The sequence below is a fragment of the Frankiales bacterium genome (genome assembly GCA_016125335.1).
Classification (GTDB): Bacteria; Actinomycetota; Actinomycetes; order S36-B12; family CAIYMF01; genus Longivirga.
The window spans coordinates 118,237-144,063 of record WGLY01000003.1; the positions used below are offsets into that span (position 1 = coordinate 118,237).

The 25,827-nt window shown below is 74.7% G+C and carries 27 protein-coding genes and 1 pseudogene; 9 read left to right on the forward strand and 19 right to left on the reverse strand.

Features of this window, described 5'->3' with window-relative positions; genetic code table 11:
- Window positions 1–27: 27 nt before the first annotated feature.
- A complete protein-coding gene (locus GC157_02355) occupies window positions 28–1,194 on the reverse strand; it encodes a PilT/PilU family type 4a pilus ATPase (GenBank protein ID MBI1376314.1) in 1,167 nt (388 codons plus the stop codon).
- Window positions 1,195–1,243: 49 nt separating this feature from the next.
- Window positions 1,244–1,459 carry a biotin/lipoyl-binding carrier protein gene (locus GC157_02360; protein ID MBI1376315.1) on the reverse strand — a complete coding sequence of 72 codons (216 nt, stop codon included), beginning with the start codon at window positions 1,457–1,459 and terminating at the stop codon, window positions 1,244–1,246.
- A gap of 2 nt (window positions 1,460–1,461) precedes the next feature.
- Between GC157_02360 and GC157_02365 the strand changes: the two genes are divergently transcribed.
- Entirely contained in the window at window positions 1,462–2,043 is a 582-nt protein-coding gene (locus GC157_02365; protein ID MBI1376316.1) for a GNAT family N-acetyltransferase, read from the forward strand.
- Window positions 2,044–2,046: 3 nt separating this feature from the next.
- Here the strand turns inward: GC157_02365 and GC157_02370 are convergent, their stop codons facing one another.
- Entirely contained in the window at window positions 2,047–3,318 is a 1,272-nt protein-coding gene (locus GC157_02370) for an HD domain-containing protein (protein MBI1376317.1), read from the reverse strand.
- Entirely contained in the window at window positions 3,315–4,733 is a 1,419-nt protein-coding gene (locus GC157_02375; protein MBI1376318.1) for an HD domain-containing protein, read from the reverse strand. The genes GC157_02370 and GC157_02375 overlap by 4 nt, the downstream gene beginning before the upstream one ends.
- 808 nt (window positions 4,734–5,541) lie before the next feature.
- Between GC157_02375 and GC157_02380 the strand changes: the two genes are divergently transcribed.
- Together GC157_02380 and GC157_02385 are read left to right on the forward strand one after the other, a co-directional pair.
- Window positions 5,542–6,492, forward strand: coding sequence for a hypothetical protein (locus GC157_02380; protein ID MBI1376319.1), 951 nt, complete (start codon window positions 5,542–5,544; stop codon window positions 6,490–6,492).
- 70 nt (window positions 6,493–6,562) lie between these two features.
- The gene (locus GC157_02385; GenBank protein ID MBI1376320.1) at window positions 6,563–7,243 is read left to right on the forward strand and encodes a hypothetical protein; all 681 of its coding nucleotides are present in this window, start codon (window positions 6,563–6,565) and stop codon (window positions 7,241–7,243) included.
- Window positions 7,244–7,502: 259 nt separating this feature from the next.
- Here the strand turns inward: GC157_02385 and rsrA are convergent, their stop codons facing one another.
- The 4 genes from rsrA to GC157_02405 form a co-directional block, all read right to left on the reverse strand.
- Window positions 7,503–7,784, reverse strand: coding sequence for a mycothiol system anti-sigma-R factor (gene rsrA, locus GC157_02390; GenBank protein MBI1376321.1), 282 nt, complete (start codon window positions 7,782–7,784; stop codon window positions 7,503–7,505).
- Entirely contained in the window at window positions 7,781–8,428 is a 648-nt protein-coding gene (locus tag GC157_02395) for a sigma-70 family RNA polymerase sigma factor (protein MBI1376322.1), read from the reverse strand. The genes rsrA and GC157_02395 overlap by 4 nt, the downstream gene beginning before the upstream one ends.
- Before the next feature lie 147 nt (window positions 8,429–8,575).
- Window positions 8,576–9,331, reverse strand: coding sequence for a hydrolase (locus GC157_02400; protein MBI1376323.1), 756 nt, complete (start codon window positions 9,329–9,331; stop codon window positions 8,576–8,578).
- Entirely contained in the window at window positions 9,331–10,101 is a 771-nt protein-coding gene (locus GC157_02405; protein MBI1376324.1) for an SOS response-associated peptidase, read from the reverse strand. The genes GC157_02400 and GC157_02405 overlap by 1 nt, the downstream gene beginning before the upstream one ends.
- Before the next feature lie 97 nt (window positions 10,102–10,198).
- Here GC157_02405 and aroA point away from each other — a divergent pair, with 97 nt between their 5' ends.
- Genes aroA through GC157_02420 form a run of 3 tightly spaced genes read left to right on the forward strand, consistent with a single transcriptional unit; the run spans window position 10,199 to window position 13,106 of the window.
- A complete protein-coding gene (gene aroA / locus GC157_02410) occupies window positions 10,199–11,512 on the forward strand; it encodes a 3-phosphoshikimate 1-carboxyvinyltransferase (protein MBI1376325.1) in 1,314 nt (437 codons plus the stop codon).
- Entirely contained in the window at window positions 11,509–12,555 is a 1,047-nt protein-coding gene (gene rsgA / locus GC157_02415; GenBank protein MBI1376326.1) for a ribosome small subunit-dependent GTPase A, read from the forward strand. The genes aroA and rsgA overlap by 4 nt, the downstream gene beginning before the upstream one ends.
- A 53-nt stretch (window positions 12,556–12,608) precedes the next feature.
- Window positions 12,609–13,106, forward strand: a complete 498-nt coding sequence (locus tag GC157_02420) for a GNAT family N-acetyltransferase (GenBank protein MBI1376327.1) — start codon at window positions 12,609–12,611, stop codon at window positions 13,104–13,106.
- Between the two features lie 15 nt (window positions 13,107–13,121).
- On the opposite strand, the gene GC157_02425 is transcribed toward GC157_02420, so the two are convergent.
- Both GC157_02425 and GC157_02430 read right to left on the reverse strand, forming a co-directional pair.
- Entirely contained in the window at window positions 13,122–13,679 is a 558-nt protein-coding gene (locus GC157_02425; GenBank protein ID MBI1376328.1) for a deaminase, read from the reverse strand.
- A gap of 1 nt (window position 13,680) precedes the next feature.
- Entirely contained in the window at window positions 13,681–14,157 is a 477-nt protein-coding gene (locus GC157_02430) for a hypothetical protein (GenBank protein ID MBI1376329.1), read from the reverse strand.
- 89 nt (window positions 14,158–14,246) lie between these two features.
- On the opposite strand from GC157_02430, the gene GC157_02435 reads away from it, so the two are divergent.
- Window positions 14,247–15,035, forward strand: a complete 789-nt coding sequence (locus GC157_02435) for a histidinol phosphatase (protein MBI1376330.1) — start codon at window positions 14,247–14,249, stop codon at window positions 15,033–15,035.
- A 26-nt stretch (window positions 15,036–15,061) separates the two neighbouring features.
- Here GC157_02435 and GC157_02440 read toward each other — a convergent pair whose 3' ends face one another.
- Window positions 15,062–15,817, reverse strand: coding sequence for a hypothetical protein (locus tag GC157_02440; protein MBI1376331.1), 756 nt, complete (start codon window positions 15,815–15,817; stop codon window positions 15,062–15,064).
- A 189-nt stretch (window positions 15,818–16,006) separates the two neighbouring features.
- Here GC157_02440 and GC157_02445 point away from each other — a divergent pair, with 189 nt between their 5' ends.
- A complete protein-coding gene (locus GC157_02445; GenBank protein MBI1376332.1) occupies window positions 16,007–16,366 on the forward strand; it encodes a CBS domain-containing protein in 360 nt (119 codons plus the stop codon).
- A 7-nt stretch (window positions 16,367–16,373) separates the two neighbouring features.
- On the opposite strand, the gene GC157_02450 is transcribed toward GC157_02445, so the two are convergent.
- From GC157_02450 to fdhD, 3 genes are all read right to left on the reverse strand, one after another.
- Entirely contained in the window at window positions 16,374–17,696 is a 1,323-nt protein-coding gene (locus tag GC157_02450) for a cytochrome P450 (protein MBI1376333.1), read from the reverse strand.
- Window positions 17,697–17,781: 85 nt separating this feature from the next.
- Window positions 17,782–19,047 (reverse strand): AAA family ATPase, encoded by a 1,266-nt coding sequence (locus tag GC157_02455; GenBank protein MBI1376334.1) that lies wholly within the window; start codon window positions 19,045–19,047, stop codon window positions 17,782–17,784.
- A 135-nt stretch (window positions 19,048–19,182) separates the two neighbouring features.
- Window positions 19,183–19,998 carry a formate dehydrogenase accessory sulfurtransferase FdhD gene (fdhD, locus tag GC157_02460; protein MBI1376335.1) on the reverse strand — a complete coding sequence of 272 codons (816 nt, stop codon included), beginning with the start codon at window positions 19,996–19,998 and terminating at the stop codon, window positions 19,183–19,185.
- Window positions 19,999–20,107: 109 nt separating this feature from the next.
- On the opposite strand from fdhD, the gene GC157_02465 reads away from it, so the two are divergent.
- A complete protein-coding gene (locus GC157_02465; GenBank protein MBI1376336.1) occupies window positions 20,108–21,355 on the forward strand; it encodes an FAD-dependent oxidoreductase in 1,248 nt (415 codons plus the stop codon).
- 19 nt (window positions 21,356–21,374) lie between these two features.
- Here GC157_02465 and GC157_02470 read toward each other — a convergent pair whose 3' ends face one another.
- The 5 genes and pseudogenes from GC157_02470 to GC157_02490 all read right to left on the reverse strand — a co-directional run bounded on the left by GC157_02470 (window position 21,375) and on the right by GC157_02490 (window position 25,810).
- Window positions 21,375–21,893, reverse strand: a complete 519-nt coding sequence (locus tag GC157_02470; GenBank protein MBI1376337.1) for a hypothetical protein — start codon at window positions 21,891–21,893, stop codon at window positions 21,375–21,377.
- A 65-nt stretch (window positions 21,894–21,958) separates the two neighbouring features.
- A pseudogene (locus tag GC157_02475) lies at window positions 21,959–22,102 on the reverse strand (PIG-L family deacetylase).
- A 219-nt stretch (window positions 22,103–22,321) separates the two neighbouring features.
- Window positions 22,322–23,107, reverse strand: coding sequence for a succinate dehydrogenase/fumarate reductase iron-sulfur subunit (locus tag GC157_02480; GenBank protein ID MBI1376338.1), 786 nt, complete (start codon window positions 23,105–23,107; stop codon window positions 22,322–22,324).
- A complete protein-coding gene (locus GC157_02485; protein MBI1376339.1) occupies window positions 23,107–24,990 on the reverse strand; it encodes a fumarate reductase/succinate dehydrogenase flavoprotein subunit in 1,884 nt (627 codons plus the stop codon). Before GC157_02485 ends, GC157_02480 begins: the two co-directional genes overlap by 1 nt.
- 31 nt (window positions 24,991–25,021) lie before the next feature.
- Entirely contained in the window at window positions 25,022–25,810 is a 789-nt protein-coding gene (locus GC157_02490) for a hypothetical protein (GenBank protein MBI1376340.1), read from the reverse strand.
- Window positions 25,811–25,827 lie beyond the last annotated feature (17 nt).

A 25,827-nucleotide genomic window follows, 5' to 3' on the forward strand; every position in this document is an offset into this window, starting at 1 on the left:
GAGCCTAGGCGAGCGTCGGGCCCGCGGTCAGGCGACGAGACCGAGCCGCTGGAGCTCGACCATGAGGTCGTGCGGGCTGGTCGAGGCGTCCATCGCCGCCTCGAGGGTGATGACTCCGTCACGGAACAGCGCGACCAGGTGCTGGTCGAACGTCTGCATGCCGTAGAAGCCGCCCTCGGTGATGAGCTGGTGGATCGTGGCGGTCTTGTCCGGGTCGACGATCGCGTCCGCGACGCGGCCGGTGTTGACGCAGACCTCCATGGCGACGCAGCGTCCGAGCCCGTCGGCCCGGGGCACCAGGCGCTGGCAGATCACGCCACGCAGCGCACCGGCGAGCGCGATGCGGATCTGCATCTGCTCGTGCGGGGCGAAGAAGTCGATGATCCGGCTCACGGTCTCCTGCGCGTCGGTGGTGTGCAGGGTCGACATGACGAAGTGGCCGGTCTCCGCGGCGCTGAGCGCGGCCTTGACGGTCTCCTGGTCGCGCATCTCGCCGACGAGGATGACGTCGGGGTCCTGCCGCATCGCGGCGCGCAGCGCGGTGGAGAAGTCCTTGGTGTCGACGCGGACCTCACGCTGGTTGATCATCGCGCGCTTGTCGTGGTGGAGGATCTCGATCGGGTCCTCGATCGTCACGACGTGGACGTCGCGGTGCTGGTTGATGTTGTCCACCATGCCCGCGAGGGTCGTGGTCTTGCCCGACCCGGTCGGGCCGGTCACCAGCACCAGGCCGCGCGGCTCGAGCGAGAGCGGCCCGATGACGGCGGGAAGCCCGAGGTCGCTGAGCGGGATGGCGCCGACGGCGACCCGGCGGAACACCAGGCCCGCGCTGCCGCGCTGGCGGAAGACGTTGACGCGGAAGCGGCCGACGCCGTCGATCCCGTAGGCGAAGTCGGCCTCGTTGGTGCGCGCGAACTCCTCGATGAGGTCGCCGCGCAGCACCTCGCGGACGAAGTGCTCGGTGTCGTCGGGGCGCAGGTCGGGCACCTGGAGCCGGCGCAGCTGGCCGTCCACCCGCACGCGCGGGGCCGACCCGACCTTGCAGTGCAGGTCCGAGCCGCCGCTCTCGACGAGCGCGCGCAGCAGCGGGATGACGGAGACGGGCGGCGGCGCGGCGGCGGGCGCCGGGGCGGCGACGGGGTCGCTGTCCGGCGGCGGCGCGAGGACGGGTTCGAAGGTCTGCGTCACCCCCATGGCATCGGCCGTACGGGGGCCCCTCTTGAGCCCGAGGAGGGCCGGTGCGTCAGTCGACGACGACGAGGACGTCGCCCTCCTGGACGACGTCACCCTCCGTGACCCGCACCTCCCGGACCCGGCCGCCGACCTCGGCCACGACGGGGATCTCCATCTTCATGGACTCGAGCACGAGCAGGGTGTCGCCCGACGCGATCTCGCCGCCGGCGGCCACCACCACCTGCACGACGTTCGCCACCATCTCGGCGCAGACCTCGGTGGCCATCGATGCTCCTGACGTGCGGTTCCACGGGACGGCCCATCCTGGCACGGCGCCGCCGCCCCGGGACCGGTGCCCGCGCAACCCGCGCGTCGCGCCGTCGCCGCGACGGTACGGTCGCCGCCGTGGGTGCCGCGGTGGTCCGGCGCGCCGACGCCTCCGACGCCGAGGCGGTGGCGCTGGTCTCGGCCCGCTCCCGCGCCGCCGCGATGCCGTGGCTGCCGGTGCTGCACACGCCCGAGGAGGACGTCGCGTTCTTCCGGCGCGAGCTGGCCGCAGGCACCGGGTGGGTCGTCGTCGACGGCGACCGGGTGCTCGGGTTCGCAGTGGTCGACGACGCCGCCGGCGAGCTCGGCCACCTCTACCTCGAGCCGGACGCGCGCCGACGGGGACTGGGCACCGCGCTGGTGGCGGTGGCTCGCGCGCACCACCCCGGTCCGTTGCGGCTGTGGTGCTTCCGCGACAACACCGGTGCCCGGGCGTTCTACGCCGCGCTCGGCGCGGTGCAGGTGGGGCAGACCGACGGCAGCGGCAACGAGGAGGGTCTGCCGGACGTGCTGCTCGAGCTGCCCGCGACCACTACGGCCTGAGGGTCAGTAGGCGTACTCGGTCTGGCGCTCGATGATGCGCGAGAGCGTGTCGACGACGGCGGGGTCGTACTCGCGGTCGATGCCCAGCTGGAGGCGCTCGATGGCGCGCAGCTTGCGGTCGCTCTCGAGCGAGGCGCCCACGAGGTCGTCGTAGGCGTTGACAGCCTTGATGATCCGGCTCTCCAGCGGCAGCGTGGTGTCGAGGTGGCCGCGGTGCGGGCGGTACGGATCGGCCTGCCGCTCGACGATGAGCGCGGCGCGGTCGAGCACGCCGGCCTGCCGGATGACCTCGGCGCCGAGCTCGGCGATGCGCCGCTGGTCGACCGGGGCGACCATCGTGGTGGCGCCGCCGGGGATCGGCTCGGGCAGCGAGAGCTGGCCGATGTCGTGCATGAGCGCGGCGTACTCGAGGTCGGTGAGGTCGCGCTCGCTCACGCCCATCTCGCGGCCGATCGTCACCGCGAGGCGCGAGACGCGGCGCGAGTGGCCCGTCTCGGTGTAGCCGCCCACCTCGGTGACCTTCGACAGCGAGCGGATCGTCTGGAGGTAGGTCGCGTCGATGGTCGCGTAGCGACGGAACGAGAACTGCGTGAGCAGCAGCGGGACGGCGAACACGGGCAGCGCCCACAGGTCCATGCGCGGCGTGGCGAGGGCGATCAGGACGCCGGTGGCCGCGATCGCGGAGGCGATCCCGAGCAGGGCTCGGAACTCGTCGACGACGGCCGTGCCGAACGGGGCGTGCGACTGCGCGGCGCGGGTGCCGGCGGCGAGGATCGCGTCGGCAGCCCCGCCGATGGCCGCGGTGACGGTCATCGCGAGCGCGAGCTTCCAGGCGGTCTCGTCCGGCGCCGGCTGCACGTGCGGGTAGACCAGGCCGAACAGCGTCGCCGCGAGCAGGGTGGTGAGCACGCGCCGGGCCAGCTCGTCGATGTGGATGCCGCGGCCCACGAGCGCGCTGGGGAACGCCCCCACGATCGAGCCGATGGTGACGACGGTGACCGCGAGCGCCACGCTGTACGCGACGTCGTCGACGCGGTGCAGGCTGGGCAGCAGGGCGAACGCGAGCGCACCCGCCGCGGCCAGGGGCGCCGCCTGGCGGCCGCCGGGCAGGGTGATGCGCAGCACCTCGCCGATGGCGATGAAGGCCGTGAACGCCAGCGCGATCGCGAGGTTCGCGATGCCGGCCTGCGCCGTCTTGGCGATCGAGGCGACGACGACGAGCCCCGCCGCCACGAGAAGGGGCCCGCTGGAGCGCAGCTCGCGGTCGCCGGTCACGACGCGTCCTCGCCGGGGCCGCCGACCGAGGCGTCGTCGACCAGCTCGGAGGCGTCGTCGGGGGCCGCGGAGGGCAGCCCGAGCTGGCCGGCCGCGGTCGGGTCGTCGTCGTCGCTGGCGAAGGAGGGCAGGGCGTCGATGGGCACCGGCGGCACCGCGGGCAGCGTGTCGGCGACGTCCCAGCCCTCGGCGTCGACGGCCTCGACGAGCGCCTCGACCATCACCGGGTCGAACTGCGAGCCCTTGCAGTTCCGAAGCTCGACGACGGCGTCCTCGATGCTGCGCGCGCCGCGGTAGGAGCGCGTGGTGGTCATCGAGTCGAAGGCGTCGGCCACCGCGATGATCCGGGCGAACTCGGGGATCTCGGCGCCCTTGAGGCCCAGCGGGTAGCCGCGGCCGTCGATGCGCTCGTGGTGCAGGTGGATGCCCTCGATGGCCTCGCCGAGGAACTCGAGGTCCTTGGTGATCTCGCGGCCGCGCACGGTGTGCTGCTGGATCGCCTCGTACTCCTCCTCGGTGAGGCGCCCGGCCTTCTGCAGCACGGTGGTGGGCACGCCGAGCTTGCCGACGTCGTGCAGCATCCCGGCGTAGCGCAGGCTCGCCACCCGGTCCTCGCGCATCCCGGCGCGGCGGCCGATGAGCACCGACGCGCGCGACACCCGCTCGGAGTGGCCGCGGGTGTACAGGTCCTTGGTCTCGACGGACTTGATGAGCGAGCGCATCGTGGCCTCGTAGGCCTCCTGGCGCGCGGCGAACTCCGCGAACACCCAGCGCGCCACCATGAGGGGCGCGAGCACCAGCAGCGCCGAGATGGGGCCGGCGTAGCTCCACACCACGGCGAGCATGAGGCCGAAGATCGAGTAGATGAACATCGGCAGGGCCGACTCGGCCAACGTGCCGTACCAGACCCGCAGCGGCGAGACGTGCTCGGAGAGGGCGATCATCGCGACCAGCAGCAGGCCGTTGGTCACCTCGAGGACGGCGGCGGCCACCAGGCTGGGGACGACCACCTGCCACACGGTGAGGCTCGCGGGCGGTCCGAGCAGCGTCGTGCCCAGGTGCTCGTAGACGAGGCCGGACACCGTGGCGGTGATGGCGAACATGGCGGCGTTGAACAGCCGGGTGGAGAAGCGCGCGGCCGCCGGCGCGAACACCACGGCGGCCATGACGAGGGTGGCGCCCTCGGCGCCGAGGAGGATCACCGACGCGATGGCGATCGGCATGCCCACGCTGATGTTGACGTGGGCCCTCAGGTCGCTGGCGAACCACTTGGCCAGGATCACCAGTGCGGCCAGCGGCAGCACGGCCAGCCACTCCTCGCGCGAGAGCCGCAGCGAGCTGAAGACGACGAGGCCGGCGCCGACGGCGACCACCAGGATCAGGTAGAGCCGTGCGGGCACGGGAAGATCACGCACGATCGTCCCCTCCCCACTCACGCGCCTGGTGCGCCGATAGATGTCGGCAGGATCGGGATCGGCAGCAGAGGCCCAAACTTGAACTCCCAGGGGCCTGTCAACCACCGGCTAGCGGCGGTTCCAGTCCCACATGGGCTCGGTCGAGAGCAGACGCTCCACGACCTTGACGATCTTGCTCATTGTTGGGATCAACTCCTCGCGATGCATGTCACAGGCACCGCTGGTCGCCTGCGCGCTCTCCGCTCCGCTCGCGAAGGACACCGCAGGCCGGATCTCGCCGGACCTGCGGGGTGGGAAGATCGAGTTTCACCGCGTCACCGAGCACGCCGAGGTGCACCCGGAGGCCGCGGCAGTCCCTCTCCTCGGCTGCCGATCCCGTTCCTGCCGCTGTTGAGTTGTGCCGCCGGCTCGCGCCGACCGTGCCGCGGGCCCGCCCCCGGGCCCGACCGGGACGTGCGCCCACGCCCAGTGTGGACCCTCCCGACGGGTCGGTGACGCACCGTCACCCGAACGTCACCGTCAGGACCAGCCCGTGCGGACTCACTGTGGCAGGCGTGAACGGTGTTCCGTCAAGTCCCTCGTGTCCGTTTCCTCCCCCGGCTGCCCGCCGGTCACCGGTGCGTCGAGCGCCGGTCACCGCGGGCGGCGTCCGTGGACCGGACGAGTGATCACCTGTCGTCACCGTGTCCCCCGTTCGGAGCAGCGCCGGGTGCCGCTGCTGACGCCGTGTGACCTCTTCCCTAGTCTTCACCCACACCGGGCCGCCACGCCCGGCCGGCATCGGCGCGCCGCGAGGGGGTGCGGGACAGTGGACGGCTCTGCGCGGGCGTCGGCGTACGCCGACCTGCTCTCTGCGCTGCTCGCGCTGCGCACCGACCCCGCCACGGCCCGGTTCGACGCCGAGCTGGCGGCGGCCGAGGCCGCCGGCCTGGTCGACGGGCAGGTGGCCCGCACGCTGCGCTGGTGGCAGCGCGAGTCGATGCGCGGGCTGGCCGACCACCTCGCGGCCGTGCTCCCCGACCTGCTCACCGAGCTGCGCGACGCCGACCGCGCCGCCGTCGACACCGTCGAGGCCGCGCGGGCCTCCTGGGCGGAGGCGACCGCCCCCGTCACCGGGCACCTGCCGCCGTCCCCCGGCACGGAGCCCGGCCCGGGGCCGACGACGCCGCCCTCGGCACCGGCTCCCGGCGGCTCGCCGTTCACGCCCGGTCCGCACCTGCGCCCGGTCGACGACCTCGGCACCGCCCGCCCCGCCGACGACCCCCGCGACACCCGGCCCTCCCTGCGCAAGGCAGGGCCGGACCTCGGGCCGCCCCCGGTCGACCGCCCGATCGTGCCCGGACCCGGCACCGGGAGCGCCGGCGACGACCGCCCCGGCCCGGCCGCACCGGTCCTGCGCGCCGGCTTCGCCCCCGGCCCGGACTCCCCCGGCCCGGAATCCCCCGCCGGGGGGACGCCGGTCGTGCCCGTGCGTCCCGGGCAGCCGGGCAGCTGGGCGCCCCCGCCCCGCCCGCGCACCGGGATGTACGGCCCCGACCCCGTACCGGCCGGTGGGGACGACGCCCCGGCCGACCCGGCCGCGAGCGAGCCCTCCCGGTCCGGCGCGCCCCGGCGCCGATTGCTCGTCGCGGGGCTTACCGTCCTGACCGGAGGCGTCGAGGACCCTCCGCCGCCGGCCGGCCCGGGCGCCACCGGGGCCGACGGCGGCGAGCACGACGCCCGCCCGGGCGATCCCGACCCGGACGAGCACGACCGATGACCCGAGCAGCGACGACTCGCAGCGAGCGGCGGGGGGACGGCGTCCGCCCCGCCCTGGACCCGGAGGACACATGACCGCCCTGCGCCTGCTCCCCGAGTTCGAGGCCGCGCTGCGCGCGGTGCCGGGGATCCGCGAGGCGAGCGTGCGCACCAGCCCGGACGCCCTGCCGATCGAGGTGCACGTCGTCTCGCGCGGCACCAAGCCGGCCAAGCAGGTGGTGCGCGACGTCCAGTCGGTCGCGATGGCTCAGTTCGACCTCGACATCGACCACCGCATCGTCAGCGTCGTCCAGATCCCCGACGAGCCCGCCGCCGCGGGGTCCGCGGAGGGCGAGGAGCAGGCGCAGCAGGAGGCCGCGGCCGAGGCCGACGACCAGCAGCCCCGCCCTGCGCTCACCAGCATCACCGTGCGCAACTCCGACGGCGAGAGCCAGGTCGACGTCACGCTCGCCATCGCCGGCTCGGTGTTCTCCGGCCAGGCCGGCGGCCCGGCGTCGCCGCTGCACCGTCCGCGCATCGTCGCCACCGCCACCCTCGCCGCGCTGGGCGAGCTGCTCGGGATCCAGGCCCAGGTGGAGAGCTCGCAGGTGCTCGAGGTGGGCAACCGCGAGGTCGCGCTCACCACGCTCAGCCTGGTCATCCCGCGCCTCGGCGAGCAGACCCTGTGCGGGAGCGCCCTCGTGCGCGGCGACGAGGAGGACGCGGTCGCGCGCTCCGTGCTCGCCGCGGTGAACCGCCGCCTCGCAGGCTGACCCCGGCGAGGGGCCGGCGGCGATTCGGCCCGCCCGGCCGCGTGTGGGAGACTGCTCGGCGGACGCGACCGTGCCGGCGGCCCGGTCCGCAGCACCCGTCAGCACCCGAGGAGTCCCCATGAGCAAGCGCGCCCGCAAGCGCCGCAGCCGCAAGAAGAGCAACGCGAACGGCGGCAACCGTCCGAACGCCTGAGACGCAGCACGCACGAAGGCCCGCCCCCTCGGGGGCGGGCCTTCGGTGTGTCCGGGGGGCGGCGCGTCAGGCGTCCGGGGTCTCCGCCCGCAGCGACACGGTGACCGACCGGATCCGTGTCACCACACGCTCGCGCACGGCGTCGGGCATCCGCTCGTCGCCGCAGCAGCGGTGCACCAGGAGCTTGACCTCCTGGTAGATGCCGAACTCCTGGAGGCACGGAGCGCACTCGTCGAAGTGCTGGGCGATGTGCAGCGCGTCGTCGGCCGGGACCTCGCCGTCGAGGTAGGCCGACACCGCGTCGAGGACCTCGCTGCACGGCGTGTCGTGGTGGTTGCCGCAGCTCATGACCCCTCCGCCTCCTCGGACGGCGCGGCGGGCAGCAGCCCGCGCTCGCGAGCGTAGTCCTCGAGCAGCTCGCGCAGCTGCCGCCGCCCGCGGTGCAGCCGCGACATCACCGTACCGATCGGAGTGCCCATGATCTCGGCGATCTCCTTGTACGCGAAGCCCTCGACGTCGGCGAGGTAGACCGCGATGCGGAAGTCCTCGGGGATGGCCTGCAGGGCCTCCTTGACGTCGGAGTCGGGCAGGTGGTCGAGCGCCTCGGCCTCCGCCGAGCGCAGTCCCGAGGAGGTGTGCGCCTCCGCGCGCGCCATCTGCCAGTCCTCGACGTCGTCGGTGTTGGACTGCAGGGGCTCCCGCTGCTTCTTGCGGTAGCCGTTGATGAACGTGTTGGTCAGGATCCGGTACAGCCAGGCCTTGAGGTTGGTGCCGTCCTGGTACTGGTGGAACGCGGCGAACGCCCGCACGAAGGTCTCCTGGAGGAGGTCCTCCGCGTCGGCCGGGTTGCGCGTCATGCGCAGGGCGCCGGCGTAGAGCTGGTCGAGGAAGGGCAGCGCGTCGCGCTCGAAGCGCGCAGCCCGCTGCTCCTCGGTCTCGACGGGGGTGTCCCCCGTGGGCTCGAGGTCGTCGGCGGTGGTGTCGGGGCTCATCACGACGGAGCGTAGTGGGGCCCTCGACGCCCCCACGTGCTCGGGCAGGTCGACGCCCGGCTCAGCGGTCACCAGGACGAGCACCGAGGGGCTCCTTCCGAGGGGCGGACGGGACGACGTGAGCATGAACACGGCCCCGCGCCGGGTTCATTCCCCGGCGTCGCCGGTGTCCGGTGCCGGCTCCCCGCGCGCCGCGGCCACCGCGCGCAGACCGGCCGAGACGACCACGGGCAGCGGGTCCGGCCCGCCGCGCGCGACGCCCATCCCGTGGTCGGCCCCGGGGACAGGGACGACGTCGAGGCCGGCCGGGTCCACCAGCGCGGCGAGGTCGGCCGGGGTCCCGAAGGTGTCGCGCTCCCCCTGGGCCACCACGACCGGGATCCCCGCGCCGACCGGGAGCGCGAGCTCGTCCCGGCGCGTGGCCAGGGCCGCGGTCCGGGCCTCGTCGCTGCGGCGGGCACCCGGGGGCAGCAGCGGGAACGCGAGCAGCAGCACGGCGGCGGCACCCGTCTCGGCGGCCGTGCGCGCCGCGACCCGTGCCCCGGCGCTGCGCCCGCCCACCACCACCGGGGTGCGTCGCGTGGCCCGCGTGATGGCGCGCAGCGGCGGCTCGGCCAGTGCGGCCAGCACGGCGCGCCACGCGGTGTCGAGCGTGGGCGGCGGCGACGCCACCCGGCGCCCGGCGAGCACCCAGGGCTGGTCCACGAGCACCACGCCGGCGCCGGCGCGGGGCAGGGCCTCGGCGAGCGCCAGCAGGTCGGCCGTGTCGCTGCCCCGGCCGGCCCCGTGGCCGAGCACCACGAGGGCCCGCGGCGAGGCCACCGCGCTCACGTGCAGCCGGGCCGGCCCGACAGGGGTCTCGACCGTGACCACGTCGTGGTGCACCGCCCGCCGGGCGGCCATCAGAACAGCGCCTCGTCGGCGCCCTCGGCGGGCAGCGGCTCGAGCAGGCCCGGCCCGTTGTTGCGCACGTTGTTGACGTCGGTGGACACCGGGTAGGCGTCGAGCCGGCCGGGCGCCGCCGGCACGAGCAGCGCGGTGAGGTCGGTCGTGGACCCGTCCAGCGCCGGGTCGAGCCACTCGGCCCACCGCTCGCGCTCCACGGTGAGCGGCATCCGGTCGTGGATCATGCCGACGGCGTCCTCGGCCGTGGTGGTGAGCACCGTGGTGGTCATGAGCCAGGCCAGCGGGTCGCCGTCCTCGCGCGAGGGGTCGCGCCACAGCTCGTAGAGCCCGGCCATCGCGAGCACGCCGCCGTCGGCGGGGTGGATGAAGAACGGCTGCTTGAGCGGCTTGCCGCCGCGCCCCCGGGGGCCGTCCTGCGGGGTGTACCACTCGTAGTAGCCGTCCGCCGGCAGCAGGCACCGGCGGCGGGCGAAGGCCTTGCGGAAGGCCGGCTTCTCGGCCACGGTCTCCATCCGCGCGTTGATCAGCCGGCTGCCGATGGAGCGGTCCTTGGCCCACGAGGGCACCAGGCCCCAAGTGACCACGGCCAGCTCGCGGCGCACCGCGCCCTCCGGCTCGCCGCGGGGCCGCCGGTCGAGCACGGCGTAGACCTTCTTGGTGGGCGCCACGTTGTAGTCCGGCTCGAGGACCTCCTCGGGCCGGGCGACCACCTCGAACTCCTCGACGAGGTCGTCAGGGTCGCGGCTCGCGGCGTACCTCCCGCACATGGCCACGATCCTGCCGCACCGGGCCGACGCCGTCCCGCGCGCCGCCGGTGGCGGCAAGCCGCGGGACCCGGCGGCCGCGCTCCACTAGGCTGCGCCCGTGCCGCCGGACCACCATCCCTGGCCGGCACCTGTCGCGACCCGGCCCGTCGAGGCCGTCGTGACGGTGCCGGGCTCCAAGTCGCTGACCAACCGCGCGCTGCTCCTCGCGGCGCTCGCCGACGGCCCGTCGACCGTCCGCGGCGCCCTGCGCGCGCGCGACACCCGCCTCATGGCCGGCGCGGTCGCCGCGCTCGGCGCGGAGGTGACGGGCATGGACCCGGGGTCCGACGGCGACGTCACGGTGGTCCCCGGCCCCGTCGCGGGCGGCGTCCACGTCGACTGCGGCCTCGCCGGCACCGTGATGCGGTTCGTGCCGCCCATGGCCGCGCTCGCGGACGGCGACGTGCGCTTCGACGGCGACCCGCGCGCCCGCGTGCGGCCCATGGGCGCGGTGGTCGAGGCGCTCGCCGCCCTCGGCGTCGAGGTCGACGACGACGGCCGGCGCACGCTGCCGTTCACGGTCAAGGGCACCGGCGCGGTGCGCGGCGGCGAGGTGGTGCTCGACGCCTCGGCCAGCAGCCAGTTCGTCAGCGGGCTCCTGCTGTCCGGCGCCCGCTACGACGAGGGCGTGGCGGTGCGCCACCGCGGGGGCGCGCTGCCCTCGATGCCGCACGTCGACATGAGCGTCGCGCTGCTGCGCGAGCACGGCGTCGTCGTCGACGTCGAGGCCCACGACCCCACCGACGCCGCCTGGCGCGTGCACCCGGGCCCGCTGCGCGCGGTCGACCGCGTGGTGGAGCCTGACCTGTCCAACGCTGCGCCGTTCCTCGCGGCCGCGGTCGTCACCGGCGGTTGCGTCACGGTCCCGGGCTGGCCCACCCGCACCACGCAGGCCGGCGACGCGCTGCGCTCGCTGCTCGTGCAGATGGGCGCCGACGTCGTGCTCGACGAGTCGGGTCTCACCGTGCGCGGCGGCCCGGAGGTGCTCGGCCTCGACGCGGACCTGCGCGACGTCGGCGAGCTCACCCCGGTGCTCGCGGCGGTGTGCGCGCTGGCCTCGACCCCGTCGCACCTGCGCGGCATCGGGCACCTGCGCGGCCACGAGACCGACCGCCTCGCGGCGCTCGCGGCCGAGATCACCCGGCTCGGCGGCTCGGTCGAGGAGCTGCCCGACGGCCTGGAGATCCGGCCGCGCGCGTTGCACGGCGGCGTGGTCGAGACCTACGACGACCACCGCATGGCCACGGCGGCCGCGGTGCTCGGGCTCGTCGTCCCCGGCGTCGAGGTGCTCGACGTCGCCACGACGAGCAAGACCCTGCCCCGCTTCGTGGACATGTGGGCGGACATGGTGCAGGGCAGCCGCGCCGCGTGAGCAGGCGCCGCGACCTCGACGAGGACGACGTCCGGGTGCGTCCCGGTCGCGGCAAGTCGCGACCGCGCAGCAAGGAGCGGCCCAGCCACGACGACGCCGGCGCCGGGTTCGTGGTCGCGGTCGACCGCGGCCGGTTCACGGTGGTGCTCGGCTCGCCGGACGACCCCGGCACGGAGGTGTTCGCCGTCAAGGCGCGCGAGCTCGGCCGCAAGGGCGTCGTCGTGGGCGACCGCGTCGCGCTCGTCGGCGACCTCACCGGGACGCCGGACACCCTCGCCCGGGTCGTGCGCGTGGAGCCGCGCGCCACGTCGCTGCGGCGCAGCGCGGACGACGACGACCCGGTCGAGCGGGTGGTGGTCGCCAACGCCGACCAGCTCGTGCTCGTGACGGCGCTCGCGGACCCCGAGCCGCGCCCCCGCATGATCGACCGCGTGCTCGTCGCCGCCTACGACGCCGGGCTCGAGCCGCTGCTCGTGCTCACCAAGAGCGACCTGCGCCCGCCGGACGACCTGCTGGCCTCCTACTCCGCCCTCGACGTGCCGTTCGTGGTGACCGGGCGGGAGGAGCACGGCCCGCTCGCCCTCGCCGGCCTCGCCGGCCGGCTGCGCGGGCACGTCTCCGTGCTCGTCGGGCACTCCGGCGTCGGCAAGTCCACCCTCGTCAACGCCCTCGTCCCGGACGCCGACCGCAGCGTGGGGCACGTCAACGACGTCACCGGCCGCGGCCGGCACACGTCCACCTCCGCGGTCGCGCTCGCCCTCCCCGGCGGCGGCTGGGTGGTGGACACCCCCGGCGTGCGCTCGTTCGGGCTCGCGCACGTGGACCCGGAGCGCGTCATCCACGCCTTCCCCGACCTCGAGGCGGGCACCGCCGAGTGCCCGCGCGGCTGCACGCACGACGAGCCCGAGTGCGCGCTCGACGCCTGGGTCGCCGAGGGCCACGCCGGCCCGGGCGGCGCCGACCGGCTGGAGTCCCTGCGCCGGCTGCTGCGCAGCCGCGCAGGGGCGGACGATCCCGTGCCGCCCGACGACGACGGGGCCTGAGCCGCACCGGCTCCGGGGTGCGGCAGGATCGGCCCGTGCCCGACACCGTCTCGCTGCTCGCCGACCCCGGTGAGGAGGACGTCGCCGCGCTCGCGGCCCTGCTCGTCGACGTCGTCGAGGGCGGGGCCAGCGTCGGCTTCCTCCTGCCGCTCCCGCACGCGGAGGCCGCGGCCTGGTGGCGCGAGACCCTGGCCGACCCGCTCACCCGCACCTGGGTGGCGCGCGACGACGACGGCGCGCTGGTGGGCACGGTGCGGCTCACGCTGGCGTGGAAGCCCAACTCGCGCCACCGCGGCGAGGTCTCCAAGCTCATGGTGGCCCGGCACGCGCGCCGGCGCGGTCTCGCCGGCCGCCTCATGGACGTCGCCGAGCGCACCGCCTGGGACGAGGGGCTGCGCCTGCTGCTGCTGGACACCGAGACCGACAGCCCGGCGCAGCCGTTCTACGCGGCCCGCGGGTGGCGCGTGGTCGGCGTCATCGAGGACTACGCCGCCACGCCGTACGGCGACCCGGCGGCCACCACCGTCATGGAGCTGCGCCGCCCCTCGTGAGAGCGCGCCGCCGGCTCAGCGCCCGAGCGTGTAGCGGGAGCGGACGACGCCGCCGGCGAACCGGTGCACGTCGACGAGCACGAGGGACGTCGCGAGGCCGGAAGGCAGCCACGACGTGCCGCCGCCCACTACATGCGGCACGGCGTACAGGCACAGGTCGTCGACGATGCCGGCGCGCAGCGCTGCGCCCGCCAGCCCGGGCCCGCCGACGCTCACGTCGCGCTCGCTGCGGTCCACCATGGCGCGCACCGCGGCGGCGTCGAACGACCGGGCCAGCGAGGTGCGCGGCCCGTCGACGGCGTCGAGCGTCGTCGAGTGCACCACCTTGTCCGCGTCACGCCAGACGTTCGCGTAGTCGTGCATCACCGCGGGCGCGTCGGGCGGCAGCGGATCGTCCCAGAACCGGAGCACCTCGTACATGCGGCGACCCAGCAGCAGCGTGCCGATCCCGCGCTGCTCGTCGTTGACCGCCGCGTGCACCTCCTCGTCCGGGGCGGCCCAGGCGAAGGAGCCCTCGGCGTCGACGACGTAGCCGTCGAGCGAGGCGATGACGCTGTAGCGCAGGCGGGCCACGTCAGGGCACCGGGAAGGTGCCGGGCTGCGTGTGCTGCACGATCGGGCCCCACACCGCCGTCGCGCCCGTGTGCCCGGCCGCCACGACCCAGCCGAACGCCACGACCGCCAGCACCACGGTCGCGACCGCGACGAGCTTCGTGCGGGTGCTCCTCGGCTCCCCCTCGCTGCGGTCCCACCACCAGAGCAGGGCCGCGGCGAGGAACAGCAGGCCGGCGAAGACCGGGGTCCAGCGCGCGATCATCGCGTGGGTCTGCGGGTAGCCCACCCGCGAGGCGAGCCGCTCGCCGCTCTCCTTCGCCACGAACGCGGCACCGGTGGAGACGAGCGCGCACAGCACCACGAGCCAGCCGTAGCGGCGGTCCCACGCGGCGCGGTAGGCCACCAGGACCGCGCCGAGGCACGCCAGCGGGAGCAGCACGATGACCGCGTGCACCACCAGCGCGTGCAGCGGGAGCCCGGCGATCGTGTCGAACATCGGCGTCCTCTCGGATCGGGGTGTCCTGGGGCGACCGTACGTGGTGGCGGCCCCTCACCGGCAGATCCCGGGCCGGTAGGTTCGCGCGCGTGACCGCGACGCCGTACGCCGACGAGCTCGCCCTGGCCCACGAGCTGGCCGACCGGGCCGACGCCATCACCATGGCCCGGTTCAACGCCCGCGACCTCGTGGTGGAGACCAAGCCCGACCTCACGCCGGTCAGCGACGCCGACCGCGCCGTGGAGCTGATGGTGCGCGAGGTCGTGGCGGCCACGGGGTCCGGCGACGGCGTGCTGGGCGAGGAGTACCCGGAGCAGGTGGGGACGTCCGGGCGGCGCTGGGTGGTGGACCCGGTCGACGGCACCAAGAACTTCGTGCGCGGCGTGCCGGTGTGGGCCACCGTGCTCGCCCTCCAGGACGCCGACTCCTCGCTGCTCGCCGCCGCGGTGTCCGCCCCGGCCCTCGGCCGGCGCTGGTGGGCCACGTCCGGCGGCGGCGCCTGGGTGCGCGAGCCCGGCTCGCCGCAGCCGCGGCGGCTCGCCGTGTCGCAGGTGTCGCGGCTGGAGGACGCGTCGCTGTCGTACTCCGACCACTTCTCGTGGGGCGCGCGCCAGCCCGGCTGGGACGAGCTCATGCGGCGCGTGTGGCGCACCCGGGCCTACGGCGACTTCTGGAGCCACCTGCTCGTCGCGGAGGGGGCCGTCGACGTCGCCGCCGAGCCGGAGCTCAACCTCTACGACGTGGCCGGGGTGGCGCTGGTGGTCACCGAGGCCGGCGGCCGGTTCACCGGCACCGACGGCGTCGACGGGCCGGCCCGGGGCAGCGGCGTGTCGACGAACGGCATGCTCCACCGGGCCGTGCTGGACCTGCTGGGCTGAGGGCCGCGGGTGGGCGCGGCGCCGGCTCAGGCCGCGCCGCGGACGGCGTCGGCCTCCGGCTCGGGCAGCCGGCCGCCCGCAGCGACGGCGCGGCGTCGGCGCCACGCGGCCAGCAGCACCGGAGCGAGCAGCACGGCGTAGAGGTCGAACCAGCCGTACCCCCCGGCGGCGACGCTCGGCGGGTTCCCCATGGGCACCCAGCCCAGGATGGTGTCGCGCGGCATCCACTCCCACACCCCCCACGAGGTGCCGAGCACCTCGAGGTAGCTGACGACGGCGAAGGCGCCGACGTACAGCAGGGTGGAGCGGCCCCAGCGCAGGAAACCCAGCAGGCAGAGGTACCACGCGAAGCCGAGCACGTCGTGGCGCGGCGAGAGCACGAGCCCCCACAGGGCCCACGCACCGGCCAGCACGACGGTGAGCCGCACGGCGGCGCGCGCGTTCTCGCGCACGAGCGGCTGGCGGCCGAGGGTGAGCGCGGCCAGGTAGACCAGGCCGTGGCCCGGGAAGACGTACGCCGGCACGTGCTCGAGCCGGTAGACGTACACGCCCAGCCAGCCGGAGAACACCAGCTCGACCACGGCAGCGACGGCGACCACCACGAGGGTCTGCACGCGCACCAGCGGCGTCTCGTGCACGAGCCACACGGCGAGCAGCGCCACGGTGACCGCGCCCAGGGCGAGCTGGCCGGCCAGCGAGGCGGTGCGGTCGAGCCAGAGGGTGGAGGGGATCCACGCCAGCGCGAGCAGCAGCGCGCGTCGGTCCGTCCAGCGCCAGCTCACCGGACCAGTGTCCCCGACGCCGTCCGCGGGCGCCCGGCGCGGCCCCGGCGGACGGAATCTTCTCGGTTGTGCACTTGTGATTGACCTCGGCGCGACACGCTGCCAGGGTCTCCCCCACGATCAGGCCTCGCGAGGCCACGGACGGGAGGAGCCGCCATGCACGACGACACCACCCTCGTCGACGTCGCGATGATCCGCGACGTGCTCACGGTCGGCCCGGCGCACACGCTGCGCCAGGTGGCCTCGGCGATGGCCGCGCGCAACGTGGGCGCCGCCGTGGTGAGCGACAGCGACGGCGCCGGCATCGGCATCATCACCGAGCGGGACATCCTCGTGTCGGTCGGCAAGGGCGAGGACCCGGACGCCGAGCTCACGGCGGACCACCGCACCACGTCCGTGGTCTTCGCGACGCCTCAGTGGACCATCGAGCAGGCCGCGCAGGCCATGCTGCGCGGCGGGTTCCGCCACCTCATCGTCATCAGCGACAACGACGTGGCCGGCATGCTCTCCGTGCGCGACGTCGTCCGCGTCTGGGCGCACAGCGACTGACGGGCGCTCAGCGCCGGCGCACGCGCATGGGCAGGCCGGACTCCGGCCGCAGCGTCACCTGGGCGATCGCCCGCGGTGGCGGCCCGACGGGCTCGAGCTCCACCTCGGCGGCGACCGAGGCCAGCACCAGCACCCCCTCGAGCAGGGCGAGGTCGCGCCCCACGCACAGGCGCGGGCCGGCGCCGAACGGCAGGTACGCCGGCATCGCGGCCACGTCGCGGCGCCGGGCACCCGCGGGGTCGAGGAACCGCGACGGGTCGAAGCGCTCCGGGTCCGGCCAGTGCGCCGGGTCGCGGTGCACGAGCCACGGGCTGACCACCACCAGCGCGCCGGCCGGCACCTCGACGCCGCCGAGCACGTCGGGCGCGGTCGAGCGCCGCGTCACCAGCCAGGCGGGCGGATAGAGGCGCAGCGCCTCGTCGAGCACTGCCGCCGTCCACGGCAGACGGGCGAGGTCGGCGTACGCCGGTCCGCCCGCCGCGCGCACCGCGACGGCCTCCTCGCGCAGCCGGTCCCGGGCGGCCGGGTCGGCGCCCAGGAGTTGCCAGGCCCAGGTGAGGGCGCTGGCCACGGTCTCGTGCCCGGCGACGATGAACGTCACCACCTGGTCGCGCACCTCCGTGCGCGACAGGCGCGAGCCGTCCGGGCGAGTGGCGGACAGCAGCAGGTCGAGCAGGTCGTGCGGCCCCGCACCGTCCGCGGGTCCGCGCCGGGCGCGCTCGGCGAGGATCGCGTCCACCGCGGCGTCGAGGCGGCCCACGGCGCGGCGCAGCACCACGTTCGACGGTGTCGGCACGCCCAGCGGCACCGGCAGCGGCATCCGCGCCTTGCGCACCACGACGTCCAGGGCCTCGAGCGTGGCCGTCGCGAGCCGGTCGGCGTCGGCGGACAGGTCCGAGCCGAACAGGGCCGCGCCGACGACCTCGAGCGCGACGCGCATCATGGCGGCGTCGACGTCGACGACCTCGCCGTCCTTCTGCGCCCACTCCGCCAGCAGGCGGCGGGTGGCGGTGCGCACGTGCCCGGCCACGAGCTCGAGCGACCCGTGGTGGAAGGCCGGCTGCACCACGGGGCGCTGGCCGCGCCACACGTCGGTGTCGGCGGTGAGCAGACCCTCGCCGGTGACCAGCGAGAGCGTCGTGTACTGCAGGGTGCGCTTGCCGTAGGCCCGCGAGTTGGTCACGAGCACGCGGCGCACGGCGTCGGGATCGGACACCAGGTACGTCGCCGGGCGCGGGACGGGGAACTGGAGCACGTCGCCGTGCTCCTGCCGCATCCGCGCCAGGAAGGTCAGCGGGTCGCGCCGGATCGCCCCGATCGACCGGAGCATCTCGCCGCCCTCGGGTCCCGGCGCCGTCAAGGGCACGGGCCGGGGGATGCGCACCGGCCGATCATCCCAGGGCGCGGTGCGGCCCTCAGAGCCGGGCGAGCTCCTCGACGTCGCGGTCGAAGCCCGCGCGCACGGCGTCGGTGACCGACGGCTTGGCGTCCGCGATCGCGTCGAGGTAGTCGGCGGTGGTCGGGCCCTCGCCCGGCTCGCCGGCGAACACGCACCGCTCGAACGAGCGCTGCGAGGCCACCCGGGCGGCGTGCTCGATCTCGGCCGGGGTGAACGACTCGCTGCGCTCCACGAGGGCGCCGATGTCCACCGTGGCGGGATCGGCGTAGCGCGACCAGATCGCCGCGCGGGCGGCGTCGTCCGGCGTGCCGATCGGGATCACGTAGTCGAACCGGCCGGGACGGGTGAACGCGGTGTCGAGGGCCCGGAGGTCGTTGGTGGCGCACACCAGCAGCCGCTCGTCGTGCTGGCGGAACGCCGGCACCACCTTGAGCAGCTCGTTGGTGAGGGCGTGCGCGGGGCTCGTCGGCCGGTCGCCGCGCGCCGAGGCGATCTCCTCCACCTCGTCGATGAACACCAGCACCCGCTCGAGCCGGCGGATGCGCTCGAACGTGGCCCGCAGCGCCGCGGCCGGGCCGGCCGGGTCGGCCAGCAGGGCGCTGGGCAGCACCTCGACGAACGGCCACGACAGGCGGCTCGCGATCGCCCGGGCGAACGAGGTCTTGCCGGTGCCGGGCGGCCCGAACAACACGACGGCGCGCGGCGGCATCACGCCGTGCCGCGCCGCCACCTCGGGCCGGTCCAGCGGCGCGACGATGCGCCGCTCGATGAGGTCCTTCTCCCGGTGCATGCCGGCGAGCTCGTCCCACAGCCGGGCCGGCAGCACCTGCCCCCCGAGCTCGACGAGCACGTCCACCTGGGTGGGGTCGACCGAGACGACCTTCTCGAAGAACGCCACCGCGGGACGGCGGGCGAACCCCGCGTTGGACAGCCCCTCGGCCAGCTGCTCCTCCTCGGGCAGCACGTACGACAGCACCCGCACGCGCTGGTCGACCAGGGCGCGCTCGAGGCCGAGCAGGAGCGAGGAGGCCATGCCCTGGCCGCGCCACTCCTCCGCGATGGCCAGGCGGACCACCCAGGCCCGGTCCCCCGAGACGGCCGACACCACGGCCCCCACGATCTCGTCGTGCAGGACGGCGACGGCCGCGGGCTGGTCGTCGCGCAGCGCGGCGATCACCTCGGCGAGGCCGAACACGCTGCGCTGCGCGGCCGCCGTGACGTCGAGCAGCCGCACCACGGCCTCGAGGTCGTGGTCCTGGTAGTCCCGCACGAACCAGCGCACGGGCCGAGCATGACCGATCGCCCGCGCGCGTCGCTCCCCGAGCCGGACGGTCCCGCGCGCGCGGCTGTCCGTCCCGGCCCTGGCGCACGACCCGCCGTCACCGCCCGACGGCGCGGAGCCCGGCCGGCGCTGCGGTCATCCGGGCAGCGACGCCGCGGGGGTCGTGACGCGGTCGGGCGCGGAGTAGAGGTTGAAGCGGCCGTCGCGCACGAAGGCGGCCAGGGTGAGGCCGCACGCGCGGGCGACGTCCACGGACAGCGAGGTGGGCGCGGACACCGCCGCCACCACCGGGATCCCGGCCATCGCCGCCTTCTGCACGATCTCGAAGCCCGCCCGGCCGCTCACCACGAGCACGTCGGCCTCGAGGCCGGCCATGAGGGCGTGCCCCACCACCTTGTCGACGGCGTTGTGCCGCCCGACGTCCTCACGCACGGCGAGCAGCTCGCCGTCGGCCGTCGCGAGTGCGGCGGCGTGCAGTCCGCCCGTGCGGTCGAAGGCCCCCTGGCGCGAGCGCATGGCCTCGGGCAGCCCGGCCAGCACCTCCGCCGCGACCGACACCCGGCGGTCGACCCGCGGCGCCGAGGCGACCACGGCGTCGATCTCGTCGCGCCCGCACAGCCCGCACGCGCTCGACGGCGTGGAGACCCGGCCGAAGCGCGTCGCGTCGAGCTCGACGTGGTCGCGCAGCACGACCGCGACGTCGCCGGCCTGCGGGCCGCCCTCGCCGTCGCGGCAGGGCCGGACGCCGGCCAGGTCGTCGCGCCCGCGCACGACGCCCTCGCCCACGGCGAGACCGGCCGCGAGCTCGAGGTCGTGCCCCGGGGTGCGCATCGTGGAGCCGAGCAGGTGCAGCAGCCCCCGGTGCTCGACGTGGACGTGCAGCGGCTCCTCCACCACGAGCAGGTCGCCGCGCTCGTCGGTGCCCCCGGGCCCCACCCGCTCGACGTGCACACGGGCGACCGTCGTCGTCGGAGCCGTCCGCGGGCCGTCCACAGGGCGACGCTACCTCCGCAGCGCCGCGCCGGCGGCGTCCGCGACCGCGATCTGGTCGGATGTGCGCATGACACGCGTGGCGGTGGTGGGGGCCGGGTTCGCCGGACTGGCGGCGGCGGTGACCCTGGCCGACGCCGGCGTCGAGGTGACCGTGCTCGAGGCCCGCGACCGGGTCGGCGGGCGCGTGTGGTCCGAGAGGCTGGGGGGCGCCGAGGGCCCCGTCGTCGAGCGCGGGGCCGAGTTCGTGCTCGCCGGCTACGACGAGATGCGCCGGTGGCTCGACCGCGTGGGGCTGCCCCTCGTCGACACCGGCATGAGCTACTACGTCCGCGAGCCGCGCTGGCCGGGCCGCGAGGACGACCCGCGGGTCACCGTGGCCGAGATGGCCGACGCCGGCGCCGCGCTGGCCGCCCTCGCCGCCACCGCGGCGGACTCGGCCAGTGCCGGCGACCTGCTGCGGGCGCTGGACCTCCCGCCCCACCTCGCCGACGCCGTGCGGTCGCGGATCGAGGTCTCGTGCGCGTGGCCGGCCGACGACCTCGCCGCCCGCGTCGTCGAGCACGTGGCGTCGTTCTCCGCGGCGCCCAGCCACCGGGTGCAGGGCGGCAACCAGGGCCTGGCCCTGCGGATGGCGGACCGGCTCGGCGACCGGGTGCGCACCGGCGTCGCCGTCCGCCGGGTCGAGCACTCCCCGCGCGGCGTGCTGGTCACGTCGACGTCGGGCCTCGAGGCGGCCGACGCGTGCGTGCTCACGGTGCCGCTGCCCGCGCTGCGGGAGCTCGACGTCGTGCCCCCGCTGCCGTTCGACCTCCGCGAGGCCCTGGTGCGGATGCCCATGGGGGTCGCGGCCAAGGCGCACGTCGCGCTGGCCGACTCCCCGGCCACCAGCGCCGTCCTCGGCGTTCCGGGCCGGTTCTGGTGCTGGACGGCGCTCGACGGCGGGCCGGCGGCTCCCGCCGTGCTCAACTCCTTCGCCGGCTCGCCGCAGGCCGTGCAGTCGCTGCTCGACCTCGACGGGGACGCACCGCGCGGCTCCGGCTGGCGCGACGCGCTGGCGCGCCTGCGCCCGGACCTCGAGCTCGTGGGCCCGGCCCTCGTCACGACGTGGCACGACGACGCGTGGGCCGGCGGCGCCTACTCCGCCGACGGACGCGCCCGGCTGCCCGCCGACGACGCGAGCCTCACCGAGCCGGTCGGGCGCCTCGTGCTGGCCGGCGAGCACACCGCGGGCGAGTGGGGCGGCCTCATGGAGGGCGCGCTGCGCAGCGGGGTCCGAGCGGCGGAGCAGGTGCTCTCGCTGGTGGGGCGCCGCTGAGCGCCGGACGTCCGCGGCGTCAGCAGTAGGGCAGGTCCTGGTGAGCCATGCCGCCGTCGAAGGTCAAGTTCCAGCGCTCCCCCGTCGCCGAGAGGGCGGCCGTGGCCACGGTGGGGTCGGCCCAGAGGATGACGTTGCCGGAGAACGGCTTGCCGTTCGTCTCGGGCTTCACCCAGCCCGTGACGCGGATGGTGGCCGTCCGGCTGGTGGCGCCGGCCCAGCAGTAGGACGCGTAGTTGTCGGTGGGGTGGCCGCCGCGGGTCGCGGCCGAGCCGCCGGGGGCGTCGCCCTTGTACTGCAGCACCACGACGGGCACGGCGTCGATGAAGGGCCAGGTCTTGCAGGTGACGTCGATCGCCAGGCCGCGGGTCTTGCGCCCGGGCACCGTGAACGTCGCGCTGCCCGTGGAGTCGGCGACGGCGTACCGCCCGAAGATGGGGGTGACGGTCGTGTTGTGGACGCCGATGCGCGCCCCTGCGCAGCGGGCGTCGTCCTCCAGCCGCACGGTCAGCCGCACGGTGCCGGTCGTCACCTTCACGGGCGGGCTGCTCGTGGGTCCGCCCGGCGACGCGCTGCCCGACGCCGTCCCGGAGCCGCTCGGGCCGGACGACGACGACCCCGAGGTGGGTCCGCCCGCGCTCGTGGAGCCGCCGGACGAGCTCGGCGAGGCTCCCGACGACGACTCCGAGGGCGGGCCGGACGACGTCGCCCCCGCCGAGCCGCTGGGACCGGCCTCTCCCGGCCCCGCGGCGTCCTGGCCGCCCGAGCAGGCCGCGAGGCCCCCTGCCAGCAGCAGCAGCGCAGCGGCGCGCACCGTCCCCCCGTGGGCCATGTCTCCCCTTCCCGAGCCTGTCCGTCGCGTCCGTCCAGGGTAGGTGCCGCTGACGCCACCACCGCGGCGCCGGCGCTCATGGAGACGAAAACAGGACGGACCCCGAAGGGTCCGTCCTGTTTGTGCGGAGCGTCTCAGCCCTGGGGCGTCGTCGGCGCCTCGCCGCGCTTGGCCTTGCCGCGCCGGAACAGCGACGCGACCGAGAACAGCGGGTCGTACTTCTTGTCCGCGATCCGCTCCTTGAGCGGGATCAGGGCGTTGTCGGTGATGTGGATGTGCTCGGGGCACACCTCGGTGCAGCACTTCGTGATGTTGCAGTAGCCGATGCCGTGGTCCTCGACGGCGACGTCACGCCGGTCGACGGTGTCGAGCGGGTGCATGTCCAGCTCGGCGATGCGCATGAGGAAGCGCGGGCCGGAGAAGGTGGACTTGTTGTCCTCGTGGTCGCGCACCGCGTGGCAGGTGTTGTTGCACAGGAAGCACTCGATGCACTTGCGGAACTCCTGCGAGCGCTCGACGTCCACCTGGGCCATGCGGTAGTCGCCGGGCTCGAGGTCCGCCGGAGGCGCGAACGAGGGCACCATGCGGGCCTTCGCGTAGTTGTACGAGACGTCGGTCACGAGGTCGCGGATCACCGGGAAGGTCCGCATCGGCGTGATGGTGATGGTCTCGTCCTCGGCGAACGTGTTCATGCGCGTCATGCACATGAGCCGCGGCCGGCCGTTGACCTCGGCGCTGCACGAGCCGCACTTGCCGGCCTTGCAGTTCCACCGCACGGCGAGGTCGGGCGCCTGCGTCGCCTGGAGCCGGTGGACGATGTCGAGCACGACCTCGCCCTCGTTGACCTCCACGCTGAAGTCGTGCAGCGCGCCGCCCTCGTCGTCGCCGCGCCAGACCCGGAGCTTGGCCGTGTAACCCATCAGTGCGCCACCTTCGGGAGCTCGTCCTCGGTCATGTACTTCTTCAGCTCGTCGACGTCGAACAGCGCGAGCAGGTCCTCGCGCATCGGCGGGATCGGCTGGCGCCGGATGGCGACGCCGTCGTCCGTGGCCTCGCAGACGATGTTGATCTGGCGCCACTCGGCGCTCATCGCCGGGTAGTCGTCGCGGGTGTGCCCGCCCCTGCTCTCGGTGCGCTCGATCGCCGACCGCGCCACCGCCTCGGCCACCAGCAGCATGTTGCGCAGGTCGAGGCACAGGTGCCAGCCGGGGTTGTAGGCCCGGCCGCCGGTGACCCCGGCCCGCGCCACGCGGGTCTTGAACTCCTGGAGCCGCTCGAGCGCCTGGGTCATCTCCGCCTCGGTGCGGATGATGCCGACCAGGTCGTTCATGGTCTGCTGGAGCTCGGCGTGGATCGTGTAGGGGTTCTCCCCGCCCTCGACCGCGAAGGGCGCGAGCGCCTCGGCCTCGGCGTCGGCCAGCATCTCGTCGGTGACCGCCGGCGCGCCGCCGGTGAGGGCGTCGACGTACATCGCGGCGCCGAGCCCGGCACGGCGGCCGAACACCAGCAGGTCGGACAGCGAGTTGCCGCCGAGGCGGTTCGACCCGTGCATGCCGCCGGACACCTCGCCGGCCGCGAACAGGCCGGGCAGCCGGGTCTCCTCGGTGTCCGGGTCGACCTCGACGCCGCCCATCACGTAGTGGCAGGTGGGGCCGACCTCCATCGGCTCCTTGGTGATGTCGACGTCGGCCAGCTCCTTGAACTGGTGCCACATCGACGGGAGCTTCTTGCGGATCGTTTCGGCCGGCAGGCGGGTGGAGACGTCGAGGTAGACGCCGCCGTGCGGCGTGCCGCGCCCGGCCTTGACCTCCGCGTTGATCGCGCGGGCGACCTCGTCGCGGGGCAGCAGCTCCGGCGGGCGCTTGTTGTTGTCCGGGTCGGTGTACCAGCGGTCGCCCTCCTCGGGCGTGGTGGCGTACTGCGCCTTGAACACGTCCGGGATGTAGTCGAACATGAACCGCTTGCCCTCGGAGTTGGTGAGGATGCCGCCGTCGCCGCGGACCGACTCCGTCACCAGGATCCCCTTGACCGACGGCGGCCAGACCATGCCGGTGGGGTGGAACTGGATGAACTCCATGTTGAGGGCGGTCGCGCCGGCGCGCATCGCCAGCGCGTGGCCGTCGCCGGTGTACTCCCACGAGCCGCTGGTGACCTTGAAGGTCTTGCCGATGCCGCCGGTGGCGAGGACGACGGCGGGCGCCTCGAAGGCCACCAGGTCGCCGGTCTCGCGGTAGTAGCCGAACGCGCCGGCCATGCGGCCGTCGTTGACGAGCAGGCGGGTGATCGTGACCTCGGCGAAGACCTTGATCATCGACTCGTAGTCGCCGGTCTCGCGGAAGTCCTCCTGCTGGAGCGACACGATCTTCTGCTGCAGGGTGCGGATGAGCTCGAGGCCGGACCGGTCGCCCACGTGGGCGAGGCGCGGGTACTCGTGACCGCCGAAGTTGCGCTGGCTGATCTTGCCCTCGGGCGTGCGGTCGAACAGCGCGCCGTAGGTCTCGAGCTCCCACACCCGCGAGGGCGCCTCCTTGGCGTGCAGCTCGGCCATCCGCCAGGAGTTGAGGAACTTGCCGCCGCGCATGGTGTCGCGGAAGTGGACCATCCAGTTGTCGTGGTCGTTGACGTTGCCCATCGCCGCGGCGATGCCGCCCTCGGCCATGACCGTGTGCGCCTTGCCGAACAGCGACTTGCAGATGATCGCCGTCTTCTTGCCCTGGCTGCGCGCCTCGATCGCGGCGCGGAGGCCGGCGCCGCCGGCGCCGATCACCACGACGTCGTAGGAGTGCCGCTCGAGGTCGGTCATGGGTGCCCTTTCGGCGAGACGAGCGGGTCGGTCAGACCCAGGAACCGGTGATGGTGCCGGAGGCCAGCAGGTAGACCCAGAAGTCGGCCAGCACGACCGTGCAGAGCGACACCCAGGCCCACAGCATGTGCCGCGAGTTCAGCTTCGAGATCAGGGTCCACATCTGGTAGCGCACCGGGTGGCGGGAGAAGTGGGTGATCCGGCCGCCCACCGCGTTGCGGCAGGAGTGGCACGACAGGCTGTAGAGCCACAGGCAGGCGGCGTTCACGGTGAGGATCAGCGTGCCGACGCCGACGTGGCCCCAGTTCCCCTCGTGGTCGCGGAAGGCGAGGATCGCGTCCCACGTGAGGATGACGTTGAGCACCAGGCCGAGGTAGAAGGCGTACCGGTGCACGTTGTTGAGGATCAGCGGCAGCCGGCGCTCGCCCGAGTACCCGCCGTGCGGCTCGGCCACGGCGCAGGCCGGCGGCGAGAGCCAGAACGAGCGGTAGTAGGCCTTGCGGTAGTAGTAGCAGGTGAAGCGGAAGGCCAGCGGGATCCACGCGGTGAGCAGCGCGGGCGACATCTTCCAGAAGGAGATGGGCGTGTTGGCGAAGCCGGCGTCGGGCACGCAGTTGGTCGACAGGCAGGGCGAGTAGTACACGGAGATGTACGGCTCGTAGAAGTAGTACTTGTTGCTGAAGACGCGCCAGGCGGAGTAGACGACGAACGCCGTGAGCGCGAGGAAGGTGACCAGCGGCTGGACCCACCAGCGGTCCGTGCGCAGGGTCTTGGCGCTGATCTGCGCGCGGCCTGGTGCCTCGATGCCGGTGGTGGCCATACAGCGCCCGCCCGTCC